General features: G+C 32.4%; 9 protein-coding genes. 3 read left to right on the forward strand and 6 right to left on the reverse strand.

The genetic code is table 11. The features are described 5' to 3' along the window. Positions 1–100: 100 nt before the first annotated feature. Positions 101–2,224, reverse strand: coding sequence for a LysM peptidoglycan-binding domain-containing protein (locus tag ACJJVO_RS17705; protein WP_405576545.1), 2,124 nt, complete (start codon positions 2,222–2,224; stop codon positions 101–103). Positions 2,225–2,590: 366 nt separating this feature from the next. Here ACJJVO_RS17705 and der point away from each other — a divergent pair, with 366 nt between their 5' ends. Next, a complete protein-coding gene (der, locus tag ACJJVO_RS17710) occupies positions 2,591–3,895 on the forward strand; it encodes a ribosome biogenesis GTPase Der (protein ID WP_405576547.1) in 1,305 nt (434 codons plus the stop codon). Between the two features lie 267 nt (positions 3,896–4,162). Next, positions 4,163–6,943: an outer membrane beta-barrel protein gene (locus ACJJVO_RS17715; RefSeq protein WP_405576549.1), complete on the forward strand. Its 2,781-nt coding sequence runs from the start codon at positions 4,163–4,165 to the stop codon at positions 6,941–6,943. A gap of 15 nt (positions 6,944–6,958) precedes the next feature. Here the strand turns inward: ACJJVO_RS17715 and ACJJVO_RS17720 are convergent, their stop codons facing one another. From ACJJVO_RS17720 to ACJJVO_RS17740, 5 genes are read right to left on the reverse strand one after another with little or no spacing between them, the layout of a single operon-like run. Then, the gene (locus ACJJVO_RS17720) at positions 6,959–7,771 is read right to left on the reverse strand and encodes a TPM domain-containing protein (protein WP_405576551.1); all 813 of its coding nucleotides are present in this window, start codon (positions 7,769–7,771) and stop codon (positions 6,959–6,961) included. 8 nt (positions 7,772–7,779) lie between these two features. Next, positions 7,780–8,217, reverse strand: a complete 438-nt coding sequence (locus ACJJVO_RS17725; protein WP_405576553.1) for a TPM domain-containing protein — start codon at positions 8,215–8,217, stop codon at positions 7,780–7,782. Positions 8,218–8,226: 9 nt separating this feature from the next. Continuing rightward, entirely contained in the window at positions 8,227–8,826 is a 600-nt protein-coding gene (locus ACJJVO_RS17730; RefSeq protein WP_115816333.1) for a LemA family protein, read from the reverse strand. Positions 8,827–8,839: 13 nt separating this feature from the next. Next, the gene (locus ACJJVO_RS17735; protein WP_405576555.1) at positions 8,840–9,169 is read right to left on the reverse strand and encodes a MerR family transcriptional regulator; all 330 of its coding nucleotides are present in this window, start codon (positions 9,167–9,169) and stop codon (positions 8,840–8,842) included. A 1-nt stretch (position 9,170) separates the two neighbouring features. Next, a complete protein-coding gene (locus ACJJVO_RS17740) occupies positions 9,171–10,142 on the reverse strand; it encodes a M23 family metallopeptidase (protein ID WP_405576557.1) in 972 nt (323 codons plus the stop codon). 132 nt (positions 10,143–10,274) lie between these two features. On the opposite strand from ACJJVO_RS17740, the gene alaS reads away from it, so the two are divergent. After that, positions 10,275–12,890: an alanine--tRNA ligase gene (gene alaS, locus ACJJVO_RS17745; RefSeq protein WP_405576559.1), complete on the forward strand. Its 2,616-nt coding sequence runs from the start codon at positions 10,275–10,277 to the stop codon at positions 12,888–12,890. Positions 12,891–13,016 lie beyond the last annotated feature (126 nt).

Below are 13,016 nucleotides of genomic sequence, written 5' to 3' on the forward strand. Positions count from 1 at the left end.
TGTAAGATAAAGGGGAAACAAATATATGTAATTAGCCTTTACTTAGCAAAATTTAAATATGTCAGTTTTATAGTTTTTTTTATTTTAACATTCTAGCGCATTAATCAAGCTCCATTAATCCTTCATTTGAATGGTATTGCATTATTCTGACTCCATTGTTAGAATAAATAGAATCATTAGATTTTTGATACTCAAATTTTAGGTGAGGATGTTCGGAAATAACAGTATTTATAGTGTTTTCAAAAGATGAATTTTGGGAAAGTCTTAATAATATGTCTAAGGTAACATCAAATCCTAATTCAGAATATCTTGAGGGATTTGATTCAAATATATCTTTGTAATGACGCTCAAAGTCGTTCACTCCTTTTTTATTCCTTGGATCTGTAATTGAAGGGAAAATTAAGCGTAAAACACGATATCTCATATCTGAGACTTCAGTTTGATTAGGTCGTAATGATGATTTAAGCATTACAAGCTGAATGTTGAAGTCAGATAATTTACTCATTAATGTTGTTGTTGAGTTTAGAAAAATAATGGTTTTTTCACTGTCTAAAATCAAATAATTTAATTTGTCTTTTCTTAACGTATTTTCTAATGCATTTGCTTCAAAGAAACCAGCTTTATCTACTTTTAAGAATTTTGCATTAGGAATGATATTTAAAATTAGATTTTTATTTCTAGCTTCTTCAAGATCACTAACAACTATAACTTGTGCATTTTGCGTGGCTAAATAATTTAATGTTTTGGTTTTTTGAAAATTATCTGAAGGAATTGATTGATAAACTTTGCTACTATCTTTAGGGATAATATTAGATTCTATATCAATAATTGAAAGATCTTCATTAGACGTAATTTCTGGGTAATGTGAGGCGTTATCTAAAAATGGAACAAGAATTGCATTTTTTTGATGAGGACTCTCAATATTTAACTGAGGTTTACCAATATTCTTTTTAATTAATGTGACATCAAAATTAAGATTTAAGGTTTTAGCCGAATCGATTGCAATTTGAGCACCTTGGAAAAAATCAATATATTTTTGAAGATCTGCATTTGCACTGATCATTTTATCTCTTTGCTCAGGAGAACTTAATTCTTCACTAGAAAAAGGAGTATAAAAATAAATACCATTGGCTGTTTCTGTGACTAAATTATCATATAACGCTTGGTTTTTATTAACGCCAGTTTCTTCGTAATTAATTTCGGTTACAGTATCTGTAGTGCTTGATACCACGTTTATTGGCATTTTAATTATGTCTCCAGTATTAACAGAGGTTAGTAATTTTGGATTTAAAGTTGTTAATTCATTAATGGTCATGCCGGCTTTTTTAGATAAGCCATAAAGTGTTTCTTTTGGTTGAATAACATAATCCCTGTATTCTCCGTCAGAGGATGTTGTGCTTATTTCTGTTACTGAATTGTCTGTATCAGTAGAGCTAATTGTTTCATCTTGAGCGTAAGTGCTAGAGTTGTCTACATTAAGTCTATGACCAGCCATTAACATATCTACAATATGAGGGTTTTTGCTCTCGAGCTCAGCTATAGTCATATTAAAACGTCTGGCCAATTCAAATTTTGTATCACCTCGCTTTACTAAATATTCCCCTTCGGTTGTAATCTCTGCGTTCTTGTCTGGAATCACTAAAGTTTGTCCAATTTGCAAAAACTCAGATAATCTACCAGCGTTTGCAGCTTCTAATTGAGCAAGACTAATGCCATTGCTTCTTGCAATTCCCCAAAGCGTCTCTCCTTTAACTACAATATGCTCACCAGGCGCTGCCTGTCGTTCATTTTCTATAATAGTTTTGTCGATATTTATAATATGTCCTGCTTGAAGCATTCTAACAATATGGGGATTTTGTTGCTCTAACATAGCAATACTAACTCCAAAACGTCTTGAAAGGCCAGATTTTGTTTCACCTCGCTTTACTTCGTAGTTACTAATTAGGCTATCACTAATAACGGTATTATTATTATTATTATTATTATTATTTACTTGTGTATTAGTATCACTAGAATTAGGTATTTTTAAGGTTCTACCTGCGTATATTACATCTTCAGATCCTGGATTAAGTGAGAAAATCGCATTTACAGTAACTCCGTATTTTTTCGAAATCATATAAACACTTTCACCTTTTTGAATGGAGTGTTCAACGTAATTCTCTTGAGCTATTGCAAATTCCAAGCTTAAAAATAAAACTAAGATAAGCGTAAAGTATCTCCCCATTCTTTTTGAATATTTAATTATAATATTTTAGTGTTTAATACTAGCAATCAATAAAACCTTATGTATTGTTTTAACACACAATTTCCCGCAAGAAAAGGGGCTGTTTCTCGAAAGATTATGTTTGTTAAGCCTTTTTAAGGATGTGTATGAAAGCTTCATTTTATACACGCCTTAAAATTACTAAAAATATACGTCTCATTTTTTAAATAAATACTTGTTATCAACAGGATGTTAACAATATTAGCTGTGTTATTTATGCTTTTACTTTTTAATTTGTATACTTTTTAAAGTAATAAATGAAAAGTGATTAATAGTGCGCCATAACTAGGAAGGAAGTAGTATCTTTGTAGCCTTAAATAAAAATAAATGGGTAATATAGTCGCTGTAGTGGGTCGTCCAAATGTTGGGAAATCGACATTTTTTAATCGTCTTATTAAAAGAAGAGAAGCTATTGTTGATGCTGTTAGTGGTGTAACAAGAGATCGTCATTATGGAAAAACAGACTGGAATGGAAGAGAGTTTTCTTTAATTGATACCGGAGGATATGTCCTTGGTAGTGATGATGTATTTGAAGCGGAAATTGACAAGCAAGTTGAGTTAGCCATAGATGAAGCTGATGCTATTATTTTTATGGTTGATGTAGAATCTGGAGTTACAGGTATGGATGAAGACGTCGCTCAGTTATTACGAAAAGTTAAAAAACCAGTTTTTTTAGTAGTTAATAAAGTTGACAATAATAAACGTCTTGAAGATGCCGTTGAGTTTTACGCTCTTGGATTAGGAGAGTATTTTGCCATTGCAAGTATAAACGGAAGTGGTACAGGTGATTTATTAGATGCCGTTGTTGAGGCTTTACCAGAAAAAGAGGAAATTGAAGAAGATGAATTACCACGTTTTGCTGTGGTTGGGAGACCTAATGCAGGGAAATCTTCATTTATTAATGCTTTAATTGGAGAGGAACGCTACATTGTAACTGATGTTGCTGGTACAACGCGCGATTCTATTGATACAAAATATAACCGTTTTGGGTTTGAGTTTAATTTAGTAGATACGGCTGGTATTCGTCGTAAATCTAAGGTTAAAGAGGATTTAGAATTTTATTCTGTAATGCGAAGTGTAAGAGCTATTGAGCATTGTGATGTTTGTTTAGTTGTGTTAGATGCTACTCGTGGTTTTGATGGTCAGGTTCAAAATATTTTTTGGTTAGCAGAACGTAACAGAAAAGGTATTGTAATCCTTGTCAATAAATGGGATTTAGTAGAGAAAGACACAAAAACAGCCAAGGAATTTGAAAAACACATTAGAGAACAAATTGCTCCTTTTACAGATGTGCCAATTGTGTTTATTTCAGTTTTAAATAAGCAACGTATTTTCAAAGCTATTGAAACGGCTGTCGAGGTTTATAAGAATAGATCTAAACGTATAAAAACAAGCGTTCTAAATGAAACCTTATTACCAATAATAGAGAATCAGCCACCTCCAGCTTATAAAGGTAAATTTGTGAAAATTAAGTATATTATGCAGTTGCCAACTCCGCAACCACAATTTGCTTTTTTCTGTAATTTACCACAATATGTAAAGGATCCATATAAGCGTTTTTTAGAAAATAAACTACGTGACATGTTTGATTTCAATGGTGTTCCGATAAGTGTGTATTTACGTAAAAAATAATAGATTTTACTTAACGACCTAAAACACAAAAGCTATTTGCCATTGGGTTTTAGGTCGTTTTTTTATTTTATAAAAATAGATTTCACTTTTTTAAAGTGTACTAGTTTTTCTTGTTTAAGTTCTCTAATCTATACATGTAGAGCTACTTAGTGTTTGATGAAAATTTCTTAAAAAATTAATTAATTGGAATTAATATGAAGAAATTTCATACGAATTCTTAATTTAGGGCGTTTAAGAATTAATCATCAATCAATCAACTAACCAAACATGAACAAACTAGTCCTAGTTTTTGCACTCCTCTTTGCAATTAATTCATTTTCACAGGAAAAAAAATTCGAAATTAAAGGAACACTTATAGCTGAAGACACTAATAAACCATTAGAATCTGCAACTATTTATTTGGAGCGCGTAAAGGATAGCTCTGTAGTTACTTATACGATTTCTGATAAAGATGGAAATTTTAAAATTGAAAGCTCAACTTACGATAAAAGCTTAAATTTCTATGTGTCTTATATTGGATATGCTACTTATTTTAAAAAAATAAATATAGATAAAGAGAAGATAGATCTAAAGGCTATTTCATTACAATTAGATAACCAGCTTGGTGAAGTTTTAGTGAAATCTACTGCTCCAATAACTATTAAAAAAGATACCCTGGAATTTAATGTGAAATCTTTTAAAACTAAAAAAGATGCTAATGTTGAAGATTTATTAAAGCAATTACCAGGTGTAGAAGTTGATGAGGAAGGGAAAATTACGGTTAATGGTAAAAGTGTCAATAAGATTTTAGTGAATGGTAAGCCATTTTTTGGAGATGATCCTACCATTACTACAAAGAATTTAACTAAGGATATAATTGAGAAAATTCAGATTGTAGATACAAAAACAAAATCTGAGGAGTTTACAGGAGAAGAAGGTGACAAGGAAAACAAAACAATCAATCTTACCATTAAGGAAGAAAATAACAAAGGAGTATTTGGTCGTGTTTCTGCAGGTGGAGGAACAGATAAGCGTTATGAACTCGCTGGCATGGTTAATGTTTTTGACAATGACAGGCGTGTAAGTGTCCTTGCAGGCGCAAACAATACCAATACACCAGGTTTTAGTTTTGGAGAGATATCAAAAATGTTTGGAAATGGAGGAGGAGTTTCGTTTAATAGCAATGGATCTTTTTCAATTGGTGGTCGTTCGTTTGGAGGTGGAGAGGGTATTACAACATCACAAAATGCAGGACTCAACTATGCAGATGTTATAGGCGAAAAAACAGATCTATCAGCAGATTATTTTTTCTCATCAAGTAATTCCGAAAATATATCGTCATCTCAACGTGAAACGATTTTGTCTGATTCAAGATTTTTTACCAATTCAGATTCTAGATCAGATAACGATACAGATAACCATTCATTTAATTTAGAGTTTGAAATTAAAACAGATTCAACCTTTCAAATAAGTATTGAGCCATCTTTTGGGTATTCAAAATCGAGAACCAGGTATAATAGCAATGAAGAAACATTAGATGAAAATTTAGTGTTAACTAATCAATCTGAAGTGAACTCAGATGTAGAAAGTTTTGCGAGAAGATTTTCTAATGATATTTCTATTACAAAACGTTTTGGGAAGCGAGGAGCTTTTATAAAAGCGGAATTAGAAACTACGGTGAACCAGCAAGAAAGTGATGATTTTTTGGATTCAGAGACTGAAGTCTTTGGCACAAACCCTGAAACTATAGATCGTAATCAATTTACAGATGGTGAAAATAATAGTTATGGTGTTTCAACAGAATTGTCTTATAGATTACCGTTGATTACAAAAAAGTTTTTTTTAAATTTTAAATATAGATACGCTAGAGATAAAGATAATAATAGAGAAAGTACCTTCGATTATAATAATAGTACACAAGATTTCACGGATTTCAATACCGATCTAAGTACGGATTTTCAATATACAGATTATAGAAGTATTCCGGGATTGGGATTGTCTTATAGAGGCGATAAATTTTCTACAAATTTTAATGTAGGTTACAATATCCGGACATTAAAGAATGAAGACTTATTAAGACCTCAATTTAACGTAGAACGTGATTTTAAGAATATTGAAGCTAACTCTTATGTCAGTTACACGTTTAGTCCAAAAGCATCGATTTATGTTAATTATTGGCTAGAAAATCAGCCGCCAGCATTAAGACAACTTCAGGCATTTGAAGACGTATCAAATCCATTACAAACTATAATAGGTAATCCTAATTTAGAGCCTTCAAACAATCATAGTTTTTATGCAGGATATAATGGTTTTGATTGGCAAAAGCGCACAGGCTTTTATGTAGGTATTAATGCTAGTATTTCAGATAATCAAGTGGTGTCTAAAACTTTTGTAGATCAAGAAACGTTGAAGCGAACTACGACCTATGTAAACGTTGATGGTAATTACAATATTGGTAGTTGGGTTAACTATAACAAAGATTTTAAAGTTGATACATTAAGAACTATTAAATTAAAGGTTAGGGCAAGTTATAATACTTCAGAACGAATTAATTTTAATAATGATGTAAAATATGCGAGTAAGATAAATAGAATATCACCAAGAATAGGTATAGATTTTATTTGGGATAAAGTATTAGAGTTTAAGCCATATTACCAGTTGAGTTTTACTAATAATGCTTATGATATTGCAGCTTTTGAAGATCGTGAATTTACTAGCCATAATGCAGGTGTAAGAACGGCAACTTTTTTGCCTAAAAACCTAGAGTGGAGAAATGATATTAACTTTAATTATAATCCAAATGTAGCAGATGGATTTCAAAAAAGTGCTTGGTTTTGGAATTCTACTTTAGCCTATAGTGTGTTTAATGACAAAGCTATTGTTACATTAAAAGTATATGATTTGTTAAACCAAAATACCAATGCAAGACGTATAGCAACACAGGATTATATTGAAGATAAACAAAGTACCGTTTTAAGACAGTATTTTATGTTAAGCCTAAGTTATAAGTTTAATAGTTTAGGAAGTAAAGGTGAATCGGGAGGTGATGATGTTTACTTTTTTGATTAATGAAAGGACCTAAAATTACCAACCACCAGAAGCTCCTCCGCCTCCAAAACTTCCTCCACCGAAGCCACCGCCAAAGCCGCCTCCAGAGCTACCACCAAAGCCACCTCCAAAGCCACCAGAAGATGAGCCTCTAGAATAGCTACCTCGTCCCATATTGCTTAAAATAATAGCTTCAAGAAGACTTCTGCTGTCAGATTGGTTGCCTCTATTTCCACCGTTTCCGCTACCACGACTTTTAGAAATTGCTATAACGAAAATTATAAATATGATGACTAAAAAAATGATAACCTCAACCGGAAATTCTCGATTTTCGGATTGTCTTGTGCCTTGATATTCGCCATTCATTACTTCAAAGATGGCATCTGTAGCACGATTTAATCCTCCGTAATAATCATTGCGTTTAAAATAGGGAATAATGTCTGTGTTAATTATACGTTTACTCATAGCGTCTGTGAGTAAATGTTCAACACCTTTTCCTGTACTGATATTTATTTCTCTATCGTCTTTAGCTAGTAGTATAAAAATACCGTTGTCTTTGTCAGCTTGTCCAATGCCCCATTTTTCTCCCCATTGTGCGCCTAAGTAGTTAATGTATTCTCCTTTTGTGGAGCTAATTATTGCAACAACAATTTGCGTTGAGGTAGAATCAGAATAACGAATAAGTTTACGTTCTAAGTTACTCTTTTCTGATGCAGACAATAATTTTATCTCGTCATCATAAACGCTGGTCTGAAATTCTGGTTTGTCAGGAATATTATATTGTGCTAATCCTACCAGCGGACTTGCTAAAATTAATAACAATATAACTTTAAACGCTATGTGTTTCATGTTTTGCATTAACCTTTAGAAATAGCATTATCTAATTCGTCTTTATCATTATGGTGCCAAGGGAAGTGCTTAGATAATACTTTGCCTGCCTCAGTTATTCCATTTACAATACCTTGCTTGAAGTTGCCTGTTTTAAATTGTGTCGCAATTTTGTCTCGAGTAGAATTCCAAAAATCAGCACCAACAATATTATTAATGCCTTGGTCACCAAAGATTACAAAAGCTTTATTGTCTACAGCAACATAGATAAGTACGCCATTTCGCTGTATGGTATTGTCCATTTTTAAAGTATGAAATACCTCTAGTGCATGTTCGTAAACATCAGTGTCACATTTCTGTTCTATATGCACACGAATTTCACCAGAAGTATCGCATTCAGCAATTCTTATAGCTTCAACAATTTCCTCTTCTTCTTTTGATGTTAGGAAATCTTCAATTTTTGGCATAATTAGATTTTATTTAAAATCGAAATTAACATCTGGTGCATTTTCGCTTCCAGCATCTGCTTTATATCTTGGCATCTCTTCAAACCCAAACCAACCAGCTAAAACTGATCCTGGAAATTTTGAAGTATGAATGTCATAAATGTTTACTTTTTCGTTATAACGATCTCTGGCGATATTAATTCTGTTTTCTGTACCTTCTAATTGGCTTTGTAATTCTAAGAAATTCTGATTTGCTTTTAATTCAGGATAGCGTTCAACAGATACTAAGAGTTTAGATAGTGCTCCACTTAATCCACTTTGGGCTTGTTGGAATTGCGCCATGTTTTCAGCATTTAGATTGCTAGCATCTATTGTTGTAGATGTTGCCTTCGCTCTAGCTTCAATTACTGCAGTTAAAGTTGATTTTTCAAAATCAGCAGCACCTTGTACGGTTTTAACTAAATTACCAATTAGGTCATTTCGTCTTTGATAAGAACTTTCAACATTAGACCAAGCTGTTTTAGCATTAGCTTCATATTCTACAGCCGTATTATTAAATCCTACTGCCCAATTATAAATACCAAATGCAATAATTGCAATTACGATTACAGGAATTAGCCATTTTTTCATGATAGTTTATTTTTTAAAGTTGTGTTTTAATTTTTGTGAGTTGTGCTTTTATACTTTCAAGCTTATCAATTATTTCAAATTTATTTAAAGCTTGTTTTTTTTCTTCTTTAAGGTGAATTTTTGCGCCTTCAAGTGTAAATCCTCTTTCTTTTACTAAGTGGTAAATAAATTTAAGATTCTTAATATCTTCAGGTGTAAATTTTCTGTTGCCCTTGGCGTTTTTCTTCGGCTTTAAAACATCAAATTCTTTTTCCCAAAACCTAATCAAGGATGAATTTACCTTGAAAGCTTTGGCTACTTCGCCAATACCGTAATAACGTTTTTCTGGTAAGTCTATGTGCATCTTAATCGAGAGATTGGTTTTCTAATGACGCTTTTTTCAGCAAAATATCATATTCTTCTGCAGATAAATTACCATAGTAAAAATTAATAGGGTTAATACGCTCTCCATCTTTAAAAACTTCGTAATGTAAGTGTGGTGCTTCAGAACGACCTGTACTACCAACAAAACCTATTAAATCACCACGTTTTACACGTTGATTTACTTTAACATTATACTTGTACATGTGTGCATACAACGAGATATAACCGTAACCATGATCTATTCTTATATGGTTTCCGTAACCTGTAGAGGCATTATCTGCCCTTTTTATAACTCCATCTCCAGAGGCATAAATTGGTGTGCCACGAGGAGCTGTAAAGTCCATACCAAAATGAAATTTCCTCACCTTTGTAAATGGATCTGTTCTGTAACCGTACCCAGAAGCCATACGCGTCATGTTTTCATTGCTTATAGGCTGAATAGCAGGTATTGCTTCTAAAAATTTTTCTTTGTCTTCGGCAAGTTTTGCAATTTCATCTAAGGATTTTGATTGCACTACGATGGCTTTTTCTAAAATATCCATTCGCTTATTGCTTTCTGCAATGAGTTGCGAATTGTTATATCCTTCGTATTTTTTATATCGGTTAATGCCTCCAAATCCTGCTCTACGCTGTTCTGTAGGTATTGGGTTGGCTTCAAAATAAAGTCTGTAAATAGCATTATCACGTTCCTCTACATTTTCTAAAGCAGCAAAGGCATCATCTGTTCTTTTGTTTAACAACTCATATTGCAATTCCATATTCTGCAATTCTCTTGCTAATTGTTTCTCTTTAGGAGATTCTATATATTGACTAGCAATAAAAAATGATAGGAATCCAAAAAGTGCAGCAGCAGTTAAAAACACCGAAGCATATTTTAAAGTAGTGGTTTTTTTACGCTTTATCTTACGGTAAGAAAGCGTTTCAGAATCATAATAATATTTTACTTTAGCCATGTTTGAATTTATACTATTTTTGCAGCTAATAAGTGCACAAAGCAAGCAACTTATTTACAGCGTAACGACCAAAGATAAAAAAATGTTTTTCATTTACGCTAATTTATTACAAACAAGCTCTAATTTCAATATATGAAGTCTCAAGAAATCCGTTCTAAATTTTTAAATTTCTTTGAAGGAAAACAACACCTTATTGTTCCTTCTGCACCAATGGTATTAAAAGATGATCCAACATTAATGTTTGTTAATTCAGGAATGGCACCTTTTAAAGAATACTTTTTGGGCAACGCAGAACCAAAGAAAAATAGAATCTCAGATTCTCAAAAATGTTTACGAGTTTCAGGTAAACATAACGATTTAGAAGAAGTAGGTTATGATACTTATCACCATACGTTGTTTGAAATGTTAGGTAATTGGAGCTTTGGTGATTATTTTAAAAAGGAAGCTATTGCTTGGGCTTGGGAACTTTTAACTGAAGTTTACGGCATTGATAAAGACATTTTATATGTAACCGTTTTTGAAGGAAGTGATGATAAGGATAAGCTAGATATGGACACTGAAGCTTATGATATTTGGAAACAATACATTTCTGAAGACCGAATTTTAAAGGGGAATAAGAAAGACAATTTTTGGGAAATGGGAGATCAAGGACCATGTGGACCTTGTAGTGAAATCCATGTAGACATTAGATCTAAAGAAGAAAGAGCAAAAGTCGATGGAAAGACGTTGATTAATATGGATCATCCGCATGTGGTTGAAGTTTGGAATTTGGTTTTTATGGAGTATAACCGAAAAGCAAATGGTACACTAGAAACTTTGCCAAACAAACATATTGATACAGGTATGGGATTTGAACGTTTATGTATGGTTTTACAAGGCGTGCAATCTAATTATGATACTGATGTTTTTACACCAATTATACGTGAAATAGAAACAATTACTGATAAAAAATATGGTGATAATGAAGAGGTTGATGTTGCAATTAGGGTTATTTCAGATCACGTAAGAGCGGTTGCTTTTTCAATAGCAGATGGTCAGTTACCAAGTAACACAGGTGCTGGTTATGTTATTCGTAGAATTTTAAGAAGAGCAGTGAGATATGGCTTTACCTTTTTAGATAAAAAAGAGCCATTAATATATCGTTTAGTGGATGTGTTGAGTAAAAAAATGGGTGATGCATTCCCAGAATTGAAAGCTCAAAAGCAATTAATTGAAAATGTAATTAAAGAAGAAGAAGCCTCTTTTTTAAGAACATTAGACCAAGGTTTGGTTTTATTAAATCGTATTGTGGAAGAAACAAAAGGTGATACTGTGTCTGGTGAAAAAGCCTTTGAGTTGTATGATACTTATGGATTCCCTATTGATTTAACGGCATTAATTTTATCTGAAAAGAACTTAAAATTAGATGAAGAAGGTTTTAAAGAAGAATTACAGAAACAAAAAAATAGATCGCGTTCTGCAAGTGAAACGTCAACTGAAGATTGGACAATTTTAATTGAAGATGATGTTGAAGAATTTATAGGTTACGATACATTAGAAGCAAATGTAAGAATAACAAGATATAGAAAAGTAACGTCTAAAAAGGACGGAGAAATGTATCAGTTGGTTTTCAATTTAACACCATTCTACGCTGAAGGTGGTGGACAAATAGGAGATAAAGGGTTTTTAGAAGATATTAGTGGTGATGTTGTTTATATATTAGATACAAAGAAAGAAAATAACGTTATCATTCATTTTACAAAAGAATTGCCAGAGCATATTAATGAGGGTTTTAAAGCCGTTGTAAATAACGAGCACAGAGCTTTATCATCTAGTAATCATACCGCAACACATTTATTACACCAAGCTTTAAGAACCATATTAGGAGAACATGTAGAGCAAAAAGGGTCGTTGGTAAAACCAAAATCTTTAAGATTTGACTTTTCGCATTTTTCAAAAGTAACACCAGAACAATTACAAGAGATTGAAGATTTTGTAAATGCAAGAATTGAAGGCAAATTACCATTAGAGGAAGAACGAAATATTCCTATGGAAAAAGCCATTGAAGAAGGTGCCATGGCTCTATTCGGAGAGAAATATGGTGATACGGTAAGGACTATTCGTTTTGGAAATTCTATTGAACTATGTGGTGGAATTCATGTAAAAAACACATCAGATATATGGCATTTTAAAATCGTATCTGAAGGAGCTGTTGCAGCAGGAATAAGACGAATTGAAGGTATTACCAATAAAGCCGTTAAAGATTATTTCTCTGAAAATAATACTGCTTATCTTGAAATGAAAGGACTTTTAAATAATGCAAAAGAACCAGTAAAAGCATTAGAGAACCTTCAAGATGAAAATGCCGATTTAAAAAAGCAAATTGAAGGCCTTTTAAAAGATAAAGCCAAAAACATAAAAGGTGAACTTAAAAACGAATTAACCGAAATTAATGGTGTTCAGTTTTTAGCTAAGAAATTAGATTTAGACGCCTCAGGTATCAAAGATGTTTGTTTTGAATTAGGCAGTCAGTTTGATAATTTGGTGCTTTTATTTGGTGCAGAGAATAATGGAAAAGCGATTTTATCTTGTTACATTTCTAAAGAATTAGTAGCTAGTAAAGGTTTAAATGCTGGTACTATAGTTAGAGAATTGGGAAAACACATTCAAGGTGGTGGAGGCGGACAACCTTTCTTTGCAACTGCTGGAGGAAAAAATCCTGCAGGAATTGAAGCTGCTTTAGAAGCTGCTAAAGGTTATGTTGTTTAAATTAAAGATATTTCGTGTAAAGATTTTTATGATTTTTCGCGCAAAGATGCTAAGGCGCAAAGAAAAATGACCTAAGTTATAATTTATTGTTTAGGAAATAGCATATAAGACTTTGTAACTCTGAAT

It is taken from the genome of Winogradskyella sp. Asnod2-B02-A (genome assembly GCF_045063645.1).
Classification (GTDB): Bacteria; Bacteroidota; Bacteroidia; order Flavobacteriales; family Flavobacteriaceae; genus Winogradskyella.